This window comes from Pseudomonas uvaldensis, from assembly GCF_021271205.1.
Classification (GTDB): Bacteria; Pseudomonadota; Gammaproteobacteria; order Pseudomonadales; family Pseudomonadaceae; genus Aquipseudomonas; species Aquipseudomonas uvaldensis.
Genome location: NZ_JAIWKS010000009.1, coordinates 202678 through 221207 on the forward strand (window position 1 = coordinate 202678; position 18530 = coordinate 221207).

The 18530-nt window shown below is 59.1% G+C and carries 19 protein-coding genes; 7 read left to right on the forward strand and 12 right to left on the reverse strand.

Going from position 1 to position 18530, the window contains the following annotated elements; all coding sequences use genetic code 11:
* Nucleotides 1-16 precede the first annotated feature (16 nt).
* Complete coding sequence (gene cfaB / locus LCU97_RS20725) at nucleotides 17-1204, forward strand: C17 cyclopropane fatty acid synthase CfaB (protein ID WP_053149115.1); 1188 nt, start codon at nucleotides 17-19, stop codon at nucleotides 1202-1204.
* 11 nt (nucleotides 1205-1215) lie between these two features.
* On the opposite strand, the gene cls is transcribed toward cfaB, so the two are convergent.
* Entirely contained in the window at nucleotides 1216-2655 is a 1440-nt protein-coding gene (cls, locus tag LCU97_RS20730) for a cardiolipin synthase (protein ID WP_053149111.1), read from the reverse strand.
* Nucleotides 2656-2796: 141 nt separating this feature from the next.
* On the opposite strand from cls, the gene LCU97_RS20735 reads away from it, so the two are divergent.
* On the forward strand, nucleotides 2797-3318 hold the full coding sequence (locus tag LCU97_RS20735; RefSeq protein WP_232777628.1) for a DUF3617 domain-containing protein: 522 nt from the start codon (nucleotides 2797-2799) through the stop codon (nucleotides 3316-3318).
* 51 nt (nucleotides 3319-3369) lie between these two features.
* Here LCU97_RS20735 and LCU97_RS20740 read toward each other — a convergent pair whose 3' ends face one another.
* From LCU97_RS20740 to LCU97_RS20760, 5 genes are all read right to left on the reverse strand, one after another.
* A complete protein-coding gene (locus LCU97_RS20740) occupies nucleotides 3370-4245 on the reverse strand; it encodes a metal ABC transporter substrate-binding protein (protein ID WP_232777629.1) in 876 nt (291 codons plus the stop codon).
* 11 nt (nucleotides 4246-4256) lie between these two features.
* Complete coding sequence (locus LCU97_RS20745) at nucleotides 4257-5123, reverse strand: metal ABC transporter permease (protein WP_232777630.1); 867 nt, start codon at nucleotides 5121-5123, stop codon at nucleotides 4257-4259.
* The gene (locus LCU97_RS20750) at nucleotides 5123-5791 is read right to left on the reverse strand and encodes a metal ABC transporter ATP-binding protein (RefSeq protein ID WP_232777631.1); all 669 of its coding nucleotides are present in this window, start codon (nucleotides 5789-5791) and stop codon (nucleotides 5123-5125) included. Before LCU97_RS20750 ends, LCU97_RS20745 begins: the two co-directional genes overlap by 1 nt.
* Nucleotides 5788-6690 carry a GTP cyclohydrolase FolE2 gene (gene folE2, locus LCU97_RS20755; protein WP_232777632.1) on the reverse strand — a complete coding sequence of 301 codons (903 nt, stop codon included), beginning with the start codon at nucleotides 6688-6690 and terminating at the stop codon, nucleotides 5788-5790. The genes LCU97_RS20750 and folE2 overlap by 4 nt, the downstream gene beginning before the upstream one ends.
* 102 nt (nucleotides 6691-6792) lie before the next feature.
* Nucleotides 6793-7188, reverse strand: a complete 396-nt coding sequence (locus LCU97_RS20760) for a glutamine synthetase (protein WP_156315917.1) — start codon at nucleotides 7186-7188, stop codon at nucleotides 6793-6795.
* A gap of 148 nt (nucleotides 7189-7336) precedes the next feature.
* Here LCU97_RS20760 and zigA point away from each other — a divergent pair, with 148 nt between their 5' ends.
* Complete coding sequence (zigA, locus tag LCU97_RS20765; protein ID WP_232777633.1) at nucleotides 7337-8545, forward strand: zinc metallochaperone GTPase ZigA; 1209 nt, start codon at nucleotides 7337-7339, stop codon at nucleotides 8543-8545.
* A complete protein-coding gene (locus LCU97_RS20770; RefSeq protein WP_232777634.1) occupies nucleotides 8545-9192 on the forward strand; it encodes a DUF1826 domain-containing protein in 648 nt (215 codons plus the stop codon). The genes zigA and LCU97_RS20770 overlap by 1 nt, the downstream gene beginning before the upstream one ends.
* 46 nt (nucleotides 9193-9238) lie before the next feature.
* Here the strand turns inward: LCU97_RS20770 and LCU97_RS20775 are convergent, their stop codons facing one another.
* A complete protein-coding gene (locus tag LCU97_RS20775) occupies nucleotides 9239-9592 on the reverse strand; it encodes a hypothetical protein (RefSeq protein WP_053149087.1) in 354 nt (117 codons plus the stop codon).
* 26 nt (nucleotides 9593-9618) lie between these two features.
* On the opposite strand from LCU97_RS20775, the gene LCU97_RS20780 reads away from it, so the two are divergent.
* Nucleotides 9619-10584, forward strand: coding sequence for a CobW family GTP-binding protein (locus LCU97_RS20780; RefSeq protein WP_232777635.1), 966 nt, complete (start codon nucleotides 9619-9621; stop codon nucleotides 10582-10584).
* 12 nt (nucleotides 10585-10596) lie between these two features.
* Here LCU97_RS20780 and LCU97_RS20785 read toward each other — a convergent pair whose 3' ends face one another.
* Nucleotides 10597-11019 (reverse strand): DUF3301 domain-containing protein, encoded by a 423-nt coding sequence (locus LCU97_RS20785; RefSeq protein WP_053149081.1) that lies wholly within the window; start codon nucleotides 11017-11019, stop codon nucleotides 10597-10599.
* Nucleotides 11020-11138: 119 nt separating this feature from the next.
* Between LCU97_RS20785 and pdxY the strand changes: the two genes are divergently transcribed.
* Nucleotides 11139-12011 (forward strand): pyridoxal kinase PdxY, encoded by an 873-nt coding sequence (pdxY, locus tag LCU97_RS20790; protein ID WP_232777636.1) that lies wholly within the window; start codon nucleotides 11139-11141, stop codon nucleotides 12009-12011.
* An 18-nt stretch (nucleotides 12012-12029) separates the two neighbouring features.
* Here the strand turns inward: pdxY and LCU97_RS20795 are convergent, their stop codons facing one another.
* On the reverse strand, nucleotides 12030-12518 hold the full coding sequence (locus tag LCU97_RS20795; RefSeq protein ID WP_053149076.1) for an acyl-CoA thioesterase: 489 nt from the start codon (nucleotides 12516-12518) through the stop codon (nucleotides 12030-12032).
* Between the two features lie 256 nt (nucleotides 12519-12774).
* Here LCU97_RS20795 and LCU97_RS20800 point away from each other — a divergent pair, with 256 nt between their 5' ends.
* Entirely contained in the window at nucleotides 12775-14538 is a 1764-nt protein-coding gene (locus LCU97_RS20800; protein WP_053149072.1) for a cation:proton antiporter, read from the forward strand.
* A gap of 15 nt (nucleotides 14539-14553) precedes the next feature.
* Here LCU97_RS20800 and LCU97_RS20805 read toward each other — a convergent pair whose 3' ends face one another.
* The 3 genes from LCU97_RS20805 to uvrD form a co-directional block, all read right to left on the reverse strand.
* Complete coding sequence (locus LCU97_RS20805) at nucleotides 14554-14961, reverse strand: SMI1/KNR4 family protein (RefSeq protein ID WP_232777637.1); 408 nt, start codon at nucleotides 14959-14961, stop codon at nucleotides 14554-14556.
* Between the two features lie 141 nt (nucleotides 14962-15102).
* Nucleotides 15103-15978 (reverse strand): Tim44 domain-containing protein, encoded by an 876-nt coding sequence (locus LCU97_RS20810; RefSeq protein ID WP_053149066.1) that lies wholly within the window; start codon nucleotides 15976-15978, stop codon nucleotides 15103-15105.
* A 310-nt stretch (nucleotides 15979-16288) separates the two neighbouring features.
* Nucleotides 16289-18472, reverse strand: coding sequence for a DNA helicase II (gene uvrD, locus LCU97_RS20815; RefSeq protein ID WP_053149063.1), 2184 nt, complete (start codon nucleotides 18470-18472; stop codon nucleotides 16289-16291).
* Between the last annotated feature and the right edge of the window lie 58 nt (nucleotides 18473-18530).

Sequence of the window (18530 nt, forward strand, 5' to 3'; positions counted from 1 at the left end):
ACAAGGGGGACATCTCATGCTCGCGCAACTTCCACCGGCCTTACAAAATCTGCACTTGCCGCTTCGGCTCCGACTCTGGGATGGTCACGAATTCTCGCTGAGCGCCGACCCCAGTGTCACGATCGTGGTCAAGGACCCGCAGATGGTCGCGCAATTCACTCACCCCAGCCTGGATGCACTTGGAGCAGCTTTCGTGGAGGGCAAGCTCGAGCTTGAGGGCTCGATCAACGAAGTGATCCGGGTGTGCGACGAACTGAGCCAGGCACTTGTGGACGAAGACAGCGATAACCTGCCGGTGCGCTCGGTTCACGACAAGGAAACCGACGCCAAGGCCATCTCCTACCATTACGACCTGTCCAATGCGTTTTACCAGCTGTGGCTCGACAGCGACATGGCTTACTCCTGCGCCTATTTCGAGACGGGTAGCGAAACCCTTGAACAGGCCCAGCAGGCAAAATTCCGCCACCTGTGCCGCAAGTTGCGTCTGCAGCCGGGCGACTACCTGTTGGATGTGGGTTGTGGGTGGGGCGGCTTGGCGCGCTATGCGGCGCGTGAGTTCGGTGCCCGAGTCTTTGGCATCACCCTGAGCAAGGCGCAATTGGAGCTGGCCCGGGAGAGGGTCAAGGCCGAGGGTCTGGAAGGCCAGGTGGAATTGCAGTTGCTCGATTACCGGGATCTCCCCCAGGATGGCCGGTTCGACAAGGTAGTCAGCGTCGGCATGTTCGAGCATGTTGGCCACGCGAACCTGGAGCAGTATTGCAAGACACTGTTCGGCGCCGTCCGCGAGGGTGGGCTGGTGATGAACCATGGCATCACGGCCAAGCACACCGATGGACGTCCGGTCGGTCGCGGTGCAGGTGAATTCATAGAGAAATACGTCTTCCCCAATGGCGAGCTGCCCCACTTGGCGATGATCTCTGCCCATATCAGCGAAGCGGGCCTGGAAATTGTCGACGTGGAAAGTTTGCGTCTGCATTACGCACGCACGCTGGATCACTGGAGCGAGCGGCTGGAAGACAATCTGGAGGCCGCTTCGAAGGAAGTGCCGGAGCAGGCCCTGCGAATCTGGCGTCTGTACCTCGCCGGATGCGCCTATGCGTTCGCCAAGGGCTGGATCAATCTGCACCAGATCCTGGCGGTGAAAGCTCATGCGGACGGCAGTCATGACTTGCCTTGGACGCGCGATGACATCTACCACCCTTGATCGGACGCGTTCTACAGTATCGGGGAAATGAGCCGGGCGACCCGCATGCCGATTTTTTGCAGGCGATGGGTTTCCCGGCTTTCCTGTTTGGCGATTTCATGAGCCTGGGCGAAGTCCGTCTCAAGCATCTGCTCGACTTGAGCGGCGAACGGAATATCCACCGTTAACAGCATCACCTCGAAATTCAACCGGAACGAACGATTGTCCAGGTTCGCGCTGCCGATGGCGCTGATCTCACTATCGATCAATACCACTTTCTGGTGCAGGAAGCCCGGCTCATAGCGGAACATCCGGACGCCAGCCCGAACAGCTTCAAACGCATAGAGGCTGGAGGCGGCGTAGACGATCTTGTGGTCGGGCCTGGACGGCAACAGGATGCGCACGTCCACACCGCGCAACACTGCCAGGCGTAACGCAGCGAACACCGCTTCGTCAGGAATGAAGTACGGCGTTGTAATCCAGACCCGTTCGCTCGCCGCATGGATCGCTTCGACAAAAAAAAGGGAGCAGGTCTCACAGGTATCGGCCGGCCCACTGGCGAGTAACTGGCAGAGCACACCGTCCTCTGGATAGACGTCGGGCAGTATCAAAGGCGGCAGTGAACGAGCCACCCAGAACCAATCTTCGGCAAACGACTCTTGCATGCTTGCCACCACTGGACCGCTGACCTGGACATGGGTGTCCCGCCATGGGGCGAGGGGCGGCATTTCTCCCAGATATTCATCGCCCACGTTATGGCCGCCGACGAATCCCAGGACGCCGTCCACAACCACGATCTTGCGATGGTTACGAAAGTTGACCTGGAACCGGTTGAGCCAGCCGCTGCGGGTCGCGAAGGCTTTGACGTGAACACCGCCGTCGCGCAGGGCCTGGACATAGCGATGGGGCAGGGAATGGCTGCCGATACGGTCATAAAGCAGATAAACCGCTACGCCTTCAGCGGCCTTCTTCATTAGCAAAGATTGCAGTCGCTGGCCCAGGTGATCGTCATGGACGATGAAGAACTGAACCAGCACGGCTTCCCGAGCATTATCGATGGCCTGAAAGATGGCCTCGAAGGTGGCATGACCGTTCACGAGCAAGCGTACCTGATTGTTTGCCAGGCAAGGGGTACGTCCCAATTTGGGCATGGCGCGTAATGAGGCGTACGCCTGGGAGGCCCGTGCGGCCAGCGCCTCTTCGACCCATGGACGCCAGTTAAGCTCGGAGACGGCCTTGCGCATCTCTTCGTTGGCTTGTCGGCGCGCCTGGATGTATCCGTCGAAGGTACTGCGACCGAAAATCAAATAGGGGATCAGTGTCAGGTACGGGATAAATACCAGTGACAGGGCCCATGCAATAGAGCCTTGGGCGGTTCGCACCGTCAGCACTGCATGAAGCGCAGCGATGGAACCCAGTGTGTGAAGCAGCGCGATCAGGTAACCGAAAACATGCGGGCCAAAATAGTCCATCGGGTTGCCTTGCTCCTGAATTCCAATTGCTTAACAGACCATGTTCCAGCAGGAATGTCGCTGATTAATTCAGCGGTGCCAAGCTTGAACCGAAGCCGACGGACGACGTCTAACGGCCACTTGTCCTCTGGAGTTCTTGCAATGAATGTTCGTCTGCTGGGTTTGGCCTTGGCGGTTGGCTTGTCTGTTCCTATGGCAGCTCAGGCGCAGATGCTTCAGCCAGGTTTGTGGGAACTGACGACGAGCAATATGAAAGTCGATAACCAGAACCTGCCGGACCTGCAACTTATTCTTGGGCAGCTGCAGAACCAGATGACCCCGGAGCAACGGGCGATGCTGGAAAAACAAGGCATTACCATGGGCGGGAAAGGGATTCGGGTATGCCTGACGCCTGAGCAAGTCCAGACCAATGACATCCCTTTGCAAGACCCGCAGTCGGGATGCAAACAGCAGATCACCGAGCGCACCGGTAATCAGTGGAAGTTTCGCTTCAGTTGTCCGAGAGCCCAGGGTAACGGTATCGCAATATTCCAGAGCGATCGTGAGTTCACTACCAAGGTCAACGGCACGTTCAACGCCACCGGAGTCCAGCAGAACGGTAGCCTGGATACCCGAGCCGTCTGGTTGGGACAGGATTGCGGAACGGTCAAGCCAAGGGGGTGACCGTTAACAGGCGGCGAGGTGCTTCACCTCGCCGGACCTCGAAGCGTTGGCTCAAGGCTGTCCCAACGCGTCGTACAGGGTCTTCAGGTTGTATTCGAACAGTCCGATAAAAGTGCTGGCCGGCCCGCTGCCAGCGAGGGCATCGGAGTACAGTGTGCCGCCGATCCGCGCGCCGCTTTCGTTGGCTATCTGCTTGAGCAGGCGCGCATCCTTGATGTTTTCCAAGAACACGGCTTTGACCTTTGCCTGGCGAATCTGGGTGATCAGCGCTGCGACCTCGGCGGCTGATGGTTCACGCTCGGTGGACAGCCCTTGGGGCGCCATGAACTCGATGCCATAGGCTTGGCCCAAGTAACCGAACGCATCATGGGAGGTCACGATCTTGCGATTGCCTGGTGGCAGCGACCCGAACCGGGCCTTTGCGTCGGCAAGCAAGGCGTAGATCTTTTTCAGATAGGCCTGACTGTTGCGCTCGTAATCCGATTTGTTTGTCGGGTCGGCGGCTTCCAGTGCCTTGCTGATGTTACGCACATAGAGCTCAGCGTTGGCCAGATTGTGCCAGGCGTGGGGATCGGGCACCGTCTCGCCGTCTTCCTCCAGCGAGCGCGGAATCACTCCACGACTGGCACTGATCACCGGCGCACCGGTTTCGGTACTGGCGACCAGGCGATCCAGCCAAGGCTCAAAGCCCAGTCCGTTCTTGATGATCAATTTTGCACCCAGTAGCGCCTTGGCATCATCGGGCGTGGGTTCGTAAGTATGCGCATCGGCGTCCGGCCCTACCATATTGATGATCTGGACATGCTCGCCGCCGACCTGCCGGGTCATATCGGCGAGGATGCTGAAACTCGTGACTACCTGTAGCTTTTCGGCGGCGGACGATGACAAGGACAGCAGCAGACTGAACAGCACGAGCAGAACGCGCATCGGGGCATACCTCATGGGGATGTGAGCAAAGGCGGACGGCGCAATAAGCCATGCACCGGACCGAGTACCACGGATAACAAGTAGAGCGCGCCCGACACCAGCACGATGGCCGGTCCGCTGGGCAGCGAAAAGTTGAAGGACAGCAACAGGCCGATCCCTACCGAGAGGCAGCCCAGGAGCGCTGCGATCAGCATCAGCACCGGTAGGCGACGACTCCAGAATCGTGAAGCCGCTGCCGGGAGCATCATCAGGCCCACAACCATCAGTGCGCCAATGGCCTGGAATCCGATCACCAGATCCAGGACTACCAGCGTCAGGAATACGCCATGGGCCAACGGGCCTAGCCGGCTGACGGTTTGCAAGAACAGCGGGTCCAGCGTGTCGAGCACCAAGGGGCGGTAGATCAATGCCAGGGTCCCCAGGCTAATCGCCGAGACCCAGAGCATGCCCGTCAGTGTTGATTCATCGACCGCCAGGGCTGAACCAAACAGCAGGTGCAGCAGATCAAGGCGCTTGCCCGCCACCCCAAGGATCAGCACGCCGGCTGCCAGGGAGATAGGATAGATCGCCGCAAGGCTTGCATCCTCCCGCAGACCGGTGCGGCGGGTGATCCAGGCAGCCAATCCGGCCATGCCCAGACCCGCGCCGAGCCCTCCCACGGTCAAGGCGGGCAGACTCAGACCGGCGAACCAGAATCCCAGAGCAGCACCGGGCAGTATGCCGTGAGCCACGGCGTCTCCGATCAGGCTCATGCGGCGCAGGATCAGAAACACGCCTAAAGGAGCGGTGCTGCATGCCAGAACCAAGCCGCCGAGCAGGGCGCGCCGCATGAACATGAACTCCTGGAAAGGTTGCCAGAAGTGAAGGGCTGCCTGCATCACGCCACCCTTGTGCAGGGTTGCTGAGCGATCAATTCGCGGCTACGACCCAAAGTACAGCCCGACTGTTTGATCACCAGCGTGAGAGGAATGTGCTGGCGCACCGCAGCCAAGTCATGGCAAACCACCACGAGCGTTCGCCCCTCGGTATGCCAATCGTGGATGTGTTTCCACAACAGTGCCTGGCCTTGTTCATCGAGGGCAGCATGGGGTTCGTCGAGCAGTAATAGCGGAGCCTCCGTCAAACTCAGACGCGCGAGCAGGGCGCGTTGCAGTTCGCCTCCTGACAGCGCCATCAGCGGTCGATGTTCCAGGCCGCACAGCGCCCATTCATCCAGCACGGTTTTGAGTCTCTGGCTTCGCAGGACAGGCGCGTCTCGACGCCCCCAGGCTCCGGCTGCCACCAGCTCTTGCAGGTTGATGGGGAACTGTCGATCCAAATGTTGCTGCTGTGGCAGGAACGAAACCCCACCGCGGTGAGGAACCTTCAGTCGGACTTTGCCGGACAGAGGTTTTTGCAACCCTGCGATCACTTTCAGCAGGCTGCTTTTGCCCGAACCATTGGCACCCACAATCGCCGTCAGGCTGCCGGCAGAACATTCCAGATGCAGCGCAGGCGTGAGCGGTCTTCCCGGAGGTCCCCAGCACAAGGCTTGGCAGCTGATCATGATGGATCCCGCCCCCACCGACTTTCAGCGACAGCATCATGGGCATGAAGGCTCTCGGCATGAACAACGCGAACGTCCAGCCCGACGATATCATCTGACCGTCGCAAGGCCAGGCTGAGTCGCCTGGCAGCATCTTCACAAAACATCAGGTTCTGGCCATTTGCGAGGGCGAATGCCTGTTCGTCGGCACGCTTGACTGCAGTTTGCACAGCGGTACCGAGTGCAGCTTCGGCTTCATCGATGAGAAACAGCAACGGCAGTTCAGCGACGCCCTTAGCCAGACGTACGTTCAGTGTGGCCGTGCTGCGCTGGCTATGGGGCGTCGCCACAACGCCTTTGGCAGAGCCCAGCCATGCACGTACGTCTTCGTGCTCAAGGGCCTTATTGGCGAAGTCGTTAACAAACTGCTGCTGAATAAGCTGACGGGCGAGTGCAGCCGAACAGGGGCAAGTGGAGGAGTAGGAAACGTCGACACTGAGTTCCACGTGGAACATTTGATTCTTTAGGTGGGCGCTGATGCTGACTGGATAGCGTTTCCAGCCGCTCAGTGGGCTTACAAGGGCCGGTCTTCTCAGTAGCCATTCGGTACGAATGGTCAGCGCAGCGGATTGAGAGAGGCCTTCATGACTGTCTAGAAATTGCTGCAAGATACGCCGCAGCAAGGGCGGTGAGAGTGTCTCTGTCTCTAGCATCTCCAGCGCAAGATACAAACGTGACATGTGAATGCCGCGGGCCTGACTGTCGTCCAGGCTGACACCTGCATCGGCCGTCGCGCTCAGTTGTTGACCTTGGATCAATACCGGTACTGCAACGCCATGCATGCCCACCCAATCGAGAGGCAGAGCTTGGCGGGAAGTCTGCGCGGCAACGTCCGGCAGCGGCAGCGTTAACGCATTCATGAGTGTGGTCCATCGTGGAATCGGATTTGATGTTATAATGTAACATCAAATCCTGCCAGACTTTCATGAAGAGATTTTTATTTGTCTGTTCCACGTGAAACATCACTCGGCGGCTTGGCAGCCGCTAACCCGTCCGCAGACGAATTTACCGGCACTGCCACCTGAACTGGAAAAGCGGTTAAGCGTCGTCCAGCCGACACGTCTGCTATAGCCAATCCAGGTCTCGCCATCGGATGCCAGCCCGGTAAAAAAGGTCAACTGTCCATAGCGGCTGGTAGTTTGCGCCCAATAGCGACGTCCTTCCGCTTCAAAGCCGCGAATATAGACAGTGTTTCCAGCCGTCATAACGCTGTAGGCGTTGCCTTGCCTGTCAACGCACGCCAGCAAATTCGCGCTACGTGTGCAGTCTGCCAATAAGGCTTTGTCTTGGCCCGCCGCAAAGGATGAGAAAAGTATCAGCGCGGCGCAGGGGAGTAGAGCTCTGACGAAATGGCGCATAGAGAAATTCTCAAGAGGGGCATTTCAAGCTAATATGAACAATATCGTTATACTATAACGTTGTTTTGTGATGTCACGCAGCATGCACAACGAGTCGCTGCAACGCTGATACAGCGTCAGCAGCGGCCGCCCGATGAGGATATACCTAATGCCCAATCGCCTTCCCGTTACAGTACTGTCCGGATTTCTCGGTGCCGGTAAAAGCACCTTGCTCAACTACGTCCTGCGCAATCGCGAGAAGCTGCGTGTCGCTGTGATCGTCAACGATATGAGCGAGATCAACATCGATGGCAGCGAGGTCCAGCGCGACGTCAGCCTGAGCCGTGCTGAAGAAAAGCTGGTGGAGATGAGCAATGGCTGTATCTGTTGCACGCTGCGCGAAGATCTGCTGGCTGAAGTTGGGCAGCTTGCCAGGGATGGGCGCTTCGATTATCTGCTGATCGAGTCCACCGGCATTTCCGAACCCCTGCCCGTAGCAGAAACGTTTACGTTTCGTGACGAAGAGGGCCGTAGTCTGGCTGACGTCGCTCGCCTCGACACAATGGTGACCGTGGTCGATGGCGTGAACTTTTTGCCCGATTATCAGGCAGCAGAGAGTCTGGCGACGCGAGGTGAAACCCTTGGCGAAGAAGATGAGCGCTCGATTACGGACTTGCTGATTGATCAGGTTGAGTTCGCCGACGTGATCCTGATCAGCAAGATCGACCTGATCGGTCGCCATGAGCGGGAAGAGCTGATCGCGATTTTGACCCGTCTGAACCCTCAGGCACGGATTCTTCCCATGGTTATGGGGCAGGTGCCGCTGGAAGAGATCCTCGACACTCGTCGTTTCGATTTTGAACGTGCAGCCCAGGCACCTGGATGGCTACAACAATTGCGAGGCGAGCACGTCCCTGAAACCGAAGAATACGGTATTGCCTCGACAGCCTACCTGGCACGCCGCCCATTTCATCCGCAGCGTTTTTTCAGCCTGATCGACCGTCCATGGACCAACGGCAAACTCCTGCGCTCCAAAGGCTTCTTCTGGCTGGCCAGTAGGCCGGAAGAGGCGGCCAGCTGGTCCCAGGCCGGAGGTCTGTTGCGTCATGGGTATGCCGGGCGTTGGTGGCGATTTGCTCCAAAAAGCCAGTGGCCACGGGACGAGGAAAGCATTGCCGCCATCATGAAGAACTGGCTCCCTGAGATGGGTGACTGCCGCCAGGAGTTGGTCTTCATCGGTCAAGGCATTGACTTCGACCGCCTCACCGCAGCCTTGGATGCCTGCCTGCTCACTGACGAGGAAATGGCCTTGGGAATCGAGGGTTGGCGACTGCTGCCAGATCCATTCGGTGCCTGGCATGACGAGGCTGCAGCGTGATGTCGGGCCTCTGCTTGAAACGCGCACAGGTTCGCCAGGTCCAGGGCGATACCCCTGGAGTCCTGACGCAAATTTTGGATGATGGCGTCAATCTGGCGGTCTGGCAGCGTCAACTTCCGCTGCATATCAGCGACTTTGCCGCGATCATGCTTTCCATGGATCAGTCACTGGCGGAATCATGGGTACTTGATCTGCCGGAGGAGGACTCCCAGCCGGAGCTGAACGGTTTGGCTGTCGGTTTCAATGATCTGCACGGCTACGAAGGGTTCGTGGCCGACGTCACTTGGCTGGTCGGTGCGTTTGCCTGCTTGCTGGGTGCCCAGCGTGTCGGTCTGCGCCTGCGAATCCTGGACAAGGCCATGTGCCCGCGCTTTCACGTCGACCACGTACCGGTGCGGCTCGTCACTACTTATGCCGGCCCCGGCAGTCAGTGGCTGGCGGAGGACGCCATGGTCCGCCAGTGCCTCGCCCGCCCGGAGGCGGAGCCCCGCGATCCGCGGTTGATCCAACAGTTTCGCAGTGGTGACGTAGCCTTGCTCAAAGGTGAGAAGTGGCAGGGCAATGAGGGCTTCGGCCTGATTCATCGTTCGCCGGAGCCGGCTCCAGGGGAGCGCCGATTGATTCTGACACTGGACTGGCTGGCCTAGTGGCCTGTGTGGCTAATTCGAGTACTCGAATTAATCATACAGGCCACTAGGGTTTGAGCCAGGTCCCTTGGTTCTTTCCTTCACAGAACGGTTGGAGGTACGCCGCATCACCGGCCACGCCGTAATAGTGAATATCCTGGCGGTAGGGCATATTGGTGACCTGGGCGTTGCTGCAGACGCCGAACGCGCCGCCGGGACATTGATCGACGTATTGCACATCGACTTTCTGTCCGGCAAGGCTTGGCTGGCAGAATCCGTCGGCGAAGAGCTTTGGCGGAATACTACGGTTCTGCTGGCATACCTTGACGTCGAGCCGTTCCGCCTGGCTATGGACCACACAAGCCTGGGCCAGTACTTGGTTCGAAGTCAGTGCCAGTAATAACCAGACAATCATCCGCATTTTCACCTCCATCGAAGCTGTCGATCATGTTGCAGAACATTCCCACCCATGTCGTTGCAGGGCCATTGGGGGCTGGCAAGACCAGCCTGATCAGGCAATTGCTCGCCCAGCGCCCCGCTGAGGAGCGCTGGGCGGTGCTGATCAACGAGTTTGGTCAGATCGGACTGGATGCCGCGCTACTGACCCAGGCGGCCGATGGTATCGCACTGGGGGAAGTTGCCGGAGGCTGTTTATGCTGCGTCAACGGTGCGCCGTTTCAGATCGGCCTCGGTCGTTTATTGCGCAAGGCGCAGCCGGACCGCCTGTTCATCGAACCTTCAGGCCTTGGTCATCCGGCGCAACTGATGCGGCAATTGCAGCAAGCACCCTGGCTCGGGGTGCTGGCGGTACAGCCATGCGTGCTGGTGCTGGACGCCCGGGCGATGGCAGACGGCAGACCTTTGGCTGAGGCACAACGACAAGCGCTCGCCACTGCCGGACTGCTGGTGCTGAACAAATCTGAAAGCCTCACCGACGACGAACGTGCACGCCTCATCAAGCAGCTACCGACGATTCCATCGTATTGGACGCAGCAGGCTGCGTTGCCCATCGACCAATTGCCGGGGGTGTCCGCCTGGGGAAGCGGGGCTGTGGACAACTTGGATGTGCCAACGGACGTGGGTCAGCTCCCGGCAATCTGGAGCGATCCAACGTTGCCGATCTGCCTGCATGGCCAGCAGGAAGGAGGCTGGAGCATTGGCTGGCGGTGGCATCCGAGCCAGCGTTTCGACAAGCAGGCATTGACCCGATGGTTGGAGGGCGCAAGCTGGCGACGGGCCAAGTTGATCATTCACAGTGCCGACGGTTGGGTATCAACCAACGCCCTGGAAGGCGAAGCGCCGCAATGGCAAAGCAGCGAGTGGCGGCAGGACTCCCGGCTCGAATTGATTTTCAGCGAGCCGCAAGATGTGACCATCCTGCACAGTGGTCTGGCGAACTGCCGACGGCCATGAATCATTCCTGATTCAAGGCTTCCACTTGTTGTGTTCCTGTCGCCACTGGCTTAATTCGATGACTTCGGCCCGGTGCTTGGCCTGGACCGGTTCGGCCAGTGTCTGTGGCGATTCTTCGAACGGCATGGGGTACGGCGCCAATTCGATCTGCGCGCTGTGGGCTCCGAACTGGGTGATGGTGCCCGAATGGCGCGATTCGCCGGTGACGGTGAATTCGAAATTGTAGATTCGCGCCAGGCGCCTTCGCCCGCTGGCATCCTTCACGAATCCGATTTTCTTCAGCGCAACGTTGCCGTCCAGCAGTTCGATTTTGAGATTGGCGCAATGCTGCATGACCCTCGCCAGTGCCCGTTCGCGCAAACCGTGGTTGTGCCACAACCAGGCGCCACCGGTAGCCAGCAGCATCAGCACGAAGATATTTCCAAGAGTCAGCATGAACGAAGTGCTCCAACAAGTTGCTATCAGCTTAACTGTGTCGCCGGTCTGTCGTACAGGCTGTGTTTAGTCGCATACTGCGCGGCTTGAATTTCAATCGTTTTACGGAAACATTCCCCATGAAACGTACGCCTCATCTGCTTGCCATCCAGTCTCACGTGGTATTCGGCCACGCCGGCAACAGCGCCGCCGTGTTTCCCATGCAGCGGATCGGGGTCAACGCATGGCCGCTCAATACCGTGCAGTTTTCCAATCACACCCAGTATGGCCAATGGGCCGGGGACGTTCATGCGCCCCACCAGATACCGGCCTTGATCGACGGTATCGCGGCTATCGGTGAATTAGGCAATTGCGATGCGGTGCTCTCCGGTTACCTCGCAAGCGCGGCTCAAGGGCGGGCGATCCTGACGGGAGTGTCCCGCATCAAAACCGCCAATCCCAAGGCGATCTACTTGTGCGACCCGGTCATGGGGCACCCGGAGAAGGGCTGCATCGTGGCGCCCGAAGTGAGCGAATTCCTGCTGGAAGAGGCCGCTGCGGTGGCGGACATCCTGTGCCCGAACCAACTGGAGCTGGACAGTTTCTCGGGTCGAAAGGCGCAGTCGTTGCTGGACTGCCTGGGTATGGCGCGTGCGTTGTTGGCGCGCGGTCCGAAAGCTGTGCTGGTCAAGCACCTGGTTTATCCCGGCAAGTCCGAGGACAGCTTCGAAATGTTGCTGGTGACCGCCGAAGGCAACTGGCATCTGCGCCGGCCATTGCTGGCATTTCCGCGTCAACCGGTGGGGGTGGGCGACCTGACGTCAGGTCTGTTCCTGGCGCGGATACTGCTGGGCGACGGCTTGGTGGCGGCGCTGGAATTCACTGCGGCGGCGGTGCATGAAGTACTGCTGGAGACCCAGGCTTGCGCCAGTTATGAACTGCAACTGGTACGTGCCCAGGATCGGATCGCTCATCCACGGGTGCGGTTCGAGGCAGTGCCCATCAGCCTCTGATCACACCGCTCCCGGACATCAGCTGACCCCGTCCTCTTTGATCTCCTGATAACGCTTCTCCAGTTCCTGACGAATCTGGCGACGCTGCTGGGCTTGTTTGTAGCGGCGCTTGGCTTCGCTGTTCTGTGGCTGCAAGGGCGGTACGGCAGCGGGTTTGCGCTGGTCATCCACCGCTACCATGGTGAAGAAACAGCTATTGGTATGGCGGACCGAGCGCTCGCGGATGTTTTCAGTCACGACCTTGATGCCCACTTCCATCGATGTGTTACCGGTGTAGTTCACCGACGCCAGGAAGGTCACCAATTCGCCGACATGAATCGGCTCGCGAAAAATCACCTGATCCACAGACAAGGTCACCACGTAGCGTCCGGCGTAGCGGCTGGCGCAGGCATAAGCGACTTCGTCGAGGTACTTGAGCAGCGTGCCACCATGGACATTGCCAGAAAAATTGGCCATATCGGGGGTCATCAACACCGTCATCGACAGTTGGGCGTTTCCGGGTTCCATAACGTTCTCACGGTCAAGGCAGCAATTAAGGAGGTGCACCTCTGCGGGCGCTGGTGGTGGCCTGTGCGACCTTTTGCAAACCCACCGATATCCGGACGCTGCGCCTGTGGCTGCCGTCACGCTCCGGTGGATCTGTTTCCATATATTGCACCGTCTTTTTGTCGGAAGTCGCGGTGTTAACCTGCAAAAGCCCATCGCGAGGGCATTTCCTACAAGGGAAACGGACTTATTCAGTCATCGACAGGGAGCCTCATAGATGCATGCCATCAATTTTATTCAAGACCTGGCGATCATCATGTTGGCAGCGGGGTTGGTGACGGTTCTGTTTCATCGCCTCAAGCAACCGGTGGTGCTGGGCTACATCGTGGCCGGCTTCCTGATCGGCCCGCATACGCCTCCGTTTGGCTTCATCCATGACGAGGACACTATCAAGACCCTCGCTGAGCTCGGGGTGATCTTTCTCATGTTCTGCCTTGGCCTGGAGTTCAGCCTGCGCAAATTGTTCAAGGTAGGCGCGACGGCATTCATCGCGGCGTTCCTCGAAATCGTATTGATGATCTGGATCGGTTACGAAATAGGCCGTTGGTTCAATTGGAGCACCATGGATTCGCTGTTCCTGGGGGCGATCCTGGCTATTTCCTCGACCACCATCATCGTCAAGGCGCTCAATGACCTGAAGATGAAGAACGAGCGCTTCGCCCAACTGATTTTCGGCGTGCTGATCGTCGAGGATATTCTCGGCATCGGTATCATCGCCTTGCTGTCGAGCATAGCGGTCAGCGGCACGGTGAGCTCCGGCGAGGTGTTTTCCACGGTGGGCAAGCTCTCGCTGTTCATGATCGTCGCGCTGGTTATCGGTATTTTGCTGGTACCCAGGCTCTTGGCTTATGTGGCGAAGTTCGAGAGTAACGAGATGCTCCTGATCACCGTGCTGGGCCTGTGTTTCGGCTTCTGTCTGCTGGTGGTGAAGCTTGAATACAGCATGGTGCTCGGCGCCTTCCTGATCGGTGCGATCATGGCCGAATCCCGGCAACTGGTGAAAATCGAGCGGCTGGTCGAGCCAGTGCGTGACCTGTTCAGTGCGATTTTTTTCGTGGCCATCGGCTTGATGCTCGATCCGGTCATTTTGCTGCAATACGCCTGGCCGATTGCGGTGATCACCGCAGCGGTGGTGTTGGGCAAGATGCTGTCCTGCGGCCTCGGTGCCTTTATCGCCGGCAATGACGGACGCACCTCACTGCGGGTGGGGATGGGCCTTTCGCAGATCGGCGAATTCTCCTTCATCATTGCTTCGCTGGGGATGACTTTGCAGGTCACCAGCGATTTCCTCTATCCGGTTGCAGTCGCCGTTTCTGTGCTGACCACGCTGCTGACGCCTTACCTGATCCGCGCAGCCGATCCGTTATCCGTCAAGCTGGCGACGGCGATGCCGCAACGGCTGACGCGTGTACTGGGGATGTATGGCGAGTGGCTGCGAAGTATCCAACCCCACGGTGAAAGTGCGCTGGTCGCATCCATGATCAGGCGGATCTTGCTGCAGGTCGGCGTCAACTTGGCGCTGGTCATCGCGATCTTTGTCTCGGGCGGCTATTTCGCCGAGCGGATGTCGGTTTATATGCAAACCTGGATCAGCGACCCGAGCTGGCAGAAGGCGTTGATCTGGGGCGCAGCGTTGCTGCTGTCGCTGCCCTTCCTGATTGCCGCGTACCGCAAGCTCAAGGCGCTGTCGATGCTGCTGGCGGAGATGGGCGTGAAGGCGGAAATGGCTGGGCGTCACACTCAGCGTGTGCGTCGGGTGATCGCTGAAGTGATTCCGCTCCTGTCGCTGCTGGTGATTTTCCTGCTGTTGGCAGCCTTGTCGGCCAGCATTTTGCCGACCAACAAGTTGCTGGTATTGATTGCCGTGGTGGCGATTGCGGTGGCGGCTTTGCTCTGGCGCTGGTTTGTCCGCCTGCACACCAGAATGCAGGTGGCCTTGCTGGAAACCCTGGACAATCACAAGGAGTCGTCCGGGCATTGACGGCGGCTTCGGGTATCAGCTCTCCAGCCAGACGTCCCGTGCCCAGTGCCAGACGGATTCCCAGGTTTCCTCGGCGATCAACTCGTCCTCGGCCTGCCACAACACCACAGTTCCGTCTTCTTCCACGCAATAGTAGTCGTCGCCGTCCTGGCAGATCGGGATCAGGCTGCGATCCACGCCGGCATCCCAAGCGTTGGCGGCGACTTCGGGCAGGTAGGTGTGGGAGTGGGGATCGGTCACGGTGACCGGCTCCAGGCTGCCGTAAACGACGTCGCTGACGGTCAGCAAAAACTCTCTGAAGACGAACGGGATATCGATGAAAAGTTGCTCTTCGATCTCGACCAGCAAGTCCGCGTCGGGCAACTCCAGTGGAACCGGTACCGGTTCGTTGGCTTCACGCAATTGTTCGATGATTTCTTCCACGTCCGGGGATCCTCTTTCTCGTTGGCGCGGTTTTACATGAGGCGGTTTATACAGTAGCTCGCTGTAGATGCAACCGCGAAAATAGAAAACCCCGGCTTGAGCCGGGGTTCCTTTATTTCAACCTGCGAAACGCGCAAAGGTTCAACCGTTCTGGCGGATACCTGCCACCAGCCAAGGCTGGTTTTCGCCTTGGGCACGCTCCATGTTCCAGCTTTCGCTGAACGCTTCGCCCTGGTCGAAGCGGGAATCCTTCGACACACCGCTGAAGGTCAGGGTGGCGATGGTCTTGTCGGCGCGATCATCGACACCGTCCAGTTGCACATGCAGGTTATCGATGTAGGTGGACTGGTAGCCATCACCCAGCTCGGCCCTTTCGCGCTTGAGGAACTCCAGCAATTGCGGGGTCACGAACTCGGCGATCTTGTCCATTTCATTGCCGTCCCAATGCTGTTGCAGGGACATGAAATGGCTGCGCGCGGCTTCGATGAAGCGTTGTTCATTGAACCAGGCCGGTGCATTGATGACCGGACGGGTGACCACCGGAGCGGCCGAACCACCGAAGATCGAGCCAGCGGAAGGCTGTTGGTTGAACACTTCACGCTGCATCGGTGCATGACCGGCCGGAGCGAATTGCTCTTGCTGCTTGCGACGACGGGCGGCAATGAAGCGGAAGACCAGGAAGGCGATGACCGCCATGATCAGGATGTCGAAGATCTGCATGCCCTGGAAGCCGTCGCCCATGAACATGGAGGCGAGCAGACCACCGGCTGCGATGCCGGCCAGGGGGCCGAGCCAGCGCGATGCACCGCTGGCCTTGGTGGCGGCGCCAGCAGCACCGGCAGCGCCCGCAGTGGCAGCTGTGGACCCGGCCGCGGAGGACGGTGCCATCTGGCTGGTCTGGTGAGTCGGGGCCGCGCCCGAGCTTTTACCACCGCCAAAACGCTTGGCGGCATTGGCGTCGATGGCCATTGTCAGGCCGATGCACAACGCCATGGCGATGCTAAGAAAACGTTTCATATAAAGGCATTCCCATTTGTGAGTAGCACGCGCGCCATGTTGCACAGGTGAATTGTTACTGGCTAGCGGCAGAGTGTTTCGGGCTTTTACCTGACAGCTCAGGTTCAGCTTCAGGTGCGCAAGAGGGCTTGTTCGCTTTGGGCCGTAGGAAAGAGGAGCAAGTTCTATCGGAAAGGGTATTAAGCGCGAAAAAACCGACCTGTGGGAGCGAGCCTGCTCGCGATTGCAGTGTGTGAGCCAGCAATGGCATCGACTGAAATTCCGCTACCGCGAGCAGGCTCGCTCCCACATCTACAACCGCTGCAAAGGTTCAGATCGCCTCGAGCTTGGCATATCCCAGCATCAGCCACTTGCTGCCTTCGCTGAAATTCACCTGGACCCGGGCTTGGGCTCCCGCGCCTTCGAAATTGAGGATCACGCCCTCACCGAACACAGAATGCCGCACCGCCTGGCCGAGGGTGAACCCGGTTTCGGGGATGTCGCTGCCGCCAAACAGGCTGCTGGAGCCGGTTTGCTGGCTGCCACCGAACGGACGGCTGACGCTGTTGGACAACCGCACTTCCTGGATCAGACCTTTCGGTACTTCACGTACGAAACGCGACACCTTGTTGTAGGTTTCGCTGCCATACAAACGACGGGTTTCAGCGTAAGTCAGCACCAGGTTCTGCATGGCGCGGGTAATGCCGACATAGGCCAGGCGCCGTTCTTCTTCCAGGCGTCCCGGTTCTTCCAGGCTCATCTTGTGAGGGAACAAGCCTTCTTCCATGCCCACCAGGAAGACATAGGGGAACTCCAGGCCCTTGGCGCTGTGCAGGGTCATGAGCTGGATGCTGTCTTCGTGTTCCTCGGCCTGGGTATCGCCGGCCTCCAGGGAGGCATGGCCCAGGAAGGCCGAGAGTGGTGACAGGTCGGCGTCTTCTTCGGTGTTCTCGAAGTTGCGCGCGGCGCTGACCAGTTCTTCGAGGTTTTCTACCCGAGCCTGGCCTTTTTCGCCTTTTTCAGCCTCGTGATAAGCAATCAGTCCGGACTGTTCGATGACGGTCTGGGTCATCAAGTGCAGCGGCATTTCCCCGCACTTGGCCGCCAGCTCGTCTATCAGGTCCATGAAGGCCTTCAGCGCGCCGGCAGCGCGACCGGTCACGCCTTTGTTGGCGACCAGTTGGCGCATGGCTTCCCACATGGAGACATGGCTGTGACGTGCGTGATCGCGAATTGCTTCGACGGTTTTCTCGCCGATGCCACGGGTCGGCACGTTGATTACCCGCTCCAGGGCGGCATCGTTGCCACGTCCCTCGATCAGGCGCAGGTACGCCATGGCGTTCTTGATCTCGGCGCGCTCGAAAAAGCGCTGGCCGCCGTAGATCCGGTAGGGGATCCGTTCGCGCAGCAAGGCCTCTTCCAAGACCCGCGACTGGGCGTTGGAACGATACAGGATGGCGATATCGCTGCGGGCGAGGCCTGTTTTCAGCGCACTCTGGATGGTTTCCACCACATAGCGGGCTTCGTCGTGTTCGTTGAATGCGGCATACAGGTTGATCGCCTCGCCTTCGCTGCCGTCGGTCCACAGCTCCTTGCCCAGGCGCCCGGTGTTGTTGGCAATCAGCGCGTTGGCAGCCTTGAGAATACCGGCGGTGGAGCGGTAGTTCTGCTCCAGGCGGATGACCTCGGCATCGGGAAAATCCGCCGAATACTGATGGATATTCTCGATCTTGGCACCGCGCCAGCCGTAGATCGACTGGTCGTCGTCGCCCACCACCATCAGGCTGTCGCCGCCCTTGGCCAGCAGGCGCAACCAGGCGTATTGCACGGCGTTGGTGTCCTGGAACTCATCCACCAGGACATGCCGGAAGCGCTTCTGATAGTGCTCCAGCAGGCCCGGATGATCGCGCCACAGGTCCAACGCACGCAACAGCAGTTCGGAAAAGTCGATGACCCCGGCACGCTGGCACGCCGCCTCATAGGCTTCGTAGATACTGCGCATGGTCGCCAGGAACAAGTCGCCGCTGGCCTGAATGTGTTGCGGACGCAGGCCTTCGTCTTTTTGGCCATTGATGAACCACTGGGCCTGGCGTGCCGGCCAGCGTTGTTCATCCAGGCCCAGCTCGCGGATCACTCGCTTGACCAGTCGCTGCTGGTCATCGCTGTCCAGAATCTGGAACGTCTGGCTCAGGCCGGCTTCCTGCCAATGCGCCCTCAGCAAGCGGTGCGCCAGGCCGTGGAACGTTCCGACCCACATGCCGGCCGGGTTAAGGCCCATCAACTGCTCGATGCGATGGCGCATCTCGGCAGCGGCCTTGTTGGTGAACGTCACCGACAGGATCGAATGGGGCGAGGCGTTCTCGACCTGGATCAACCAGGCGATACGGTGCACCAGCACTCGGGTCTTGCCGGAGCCGGCACCGGCCAGGACCAATTGACGACCCACGGAGGCGGCTACGGCCTGGCGTTGGGCATCGTTGAGGGAGTTCAGCAGAAGGGAGAGATCATCGCGCATCGGGGCATTCTAGGGCGCGGCGCCACCTCGGGCAAACCAAGCTTTGCAGCAGCCGATA

Coding starts and splice junctions, on each gene's coding strand:
- LCU97_RS20770 (WP_232777634.1), top strand. CDS start 8,545: ATGTCGGGCCTCTGCTTGAAACGCGCACAGGTTCGCCAGGTCCAGGGC.
- zigA (WP_232777633.1), top strand. CDS start 7,337: ATGCCCAATCGCCTTCCCGTTACAGTACTGTCCGGATTTCTCGGTGCC.
- LCU97_RS20800 (WP_053149072.1), top strand. CDS start 12,775: ATGCATGCCATCAATTTTATTCAAGACCTGGCGATCATCATGTTGGCA.
- LCU97_RS20795 (WP_053149076.1), bottom strand. CDS start 12,518: ATGGAACCCGGAAACGCCCAACTGTCGATGACGGTGTTGATGACCCCC.
- LCU97_RS20740 (WP_232777629.1), bottom strand. CDS start 4,245: ATGCGCGTTCTGCTCGTGCTGTTCAGTCTGCTGCTGTCCTTGTCATCG.
- LCU97_RS20810 (WP_053149066.1), bottom strand. CDS start 15,978: ATGAAACGTTTTCTTAGCATCGCCATGGCGTTGTGCATCGGCCTGACA.
- pdxY (WP_232777636.1), top strand. CDS start 11,139: ATGAAACGTACGCCTCATCTGCTTGCCATCCAGTCTCACGTGGTATTC.
- LCU97_RS20750 (WP_232777631.1), bottom strand. CDS start 5,791: ATGATCAGCTGCCAAGCCTTGTGCTGGGGACCTCCGGGAAGACCGCTC.
- uvrD (WP_053149063.1), bottom strand. CDS start 18,472: ATGCGCGATGATCTCTCCCTTCTGCTGAACTCCCTCAACGATGCCCAA.
- LCU97_RS20760 (WP_156315917.1), bottom strand. CDS start 7,188: ATGCGCCATTTCGTCAGAGCTCTACTCCCCTGCGCCGCGCTGATACTT.
- LCU97_RS20745 (WP_232777630.1), bottom strand. CDS start 5,123: ATGCAGGCAGCCCTTCACTTCTGGCAACCTTTCCAGGAGTTCATGTTC.
- cls (WP_053149111.1), bottom strand. CDS start 2,655: ATGGACTATTTTGGCCCGCATGTTTTCGGTTACCTGATCGCGCTGCTT.
- LCU97_RS20780 (WP_232777635.1), top strand. CDS start 9,619: ATGTTGCAGAACATTCCCACCCATGTCGTTGCAGGGCCATTGGGGGCT.
- cfaB (WP_053149115.1), top strand. CDS start 17: ATGCTCGCGCAACTTCCACCGGCCTTACAAAATCTGCACTTGCCGCTT.
- LCU97_RS20735 (WP_232777628.1), top strand. CDS start 2,797: ATGAATGTTCGTCTGCTGGGTTTGGCCTTGGCGGTTGGCTTGTCTGTT.
- LCU97_RS20785 (WP_053149081.1), bottom strand. CDS start 11,019: ATGCTGACTCTTGGAAATATCTTCGTGCTGATGCTGCTGGCTACCGGT.
- folE2 (WP_232777632.1), bottom strand. CDS start 6,690: ATGAATGCGTTAACGCTGCCGCTGCCGGACGTTGCCGCGCAGACTTCC.
- LCU97_RS20775 (WP_053149087.1), bottom strand. CDS start 9,592: ATGCGGATGATTGTCTGGTTATTACTGGCACTGACTTCGAACCAAGTA.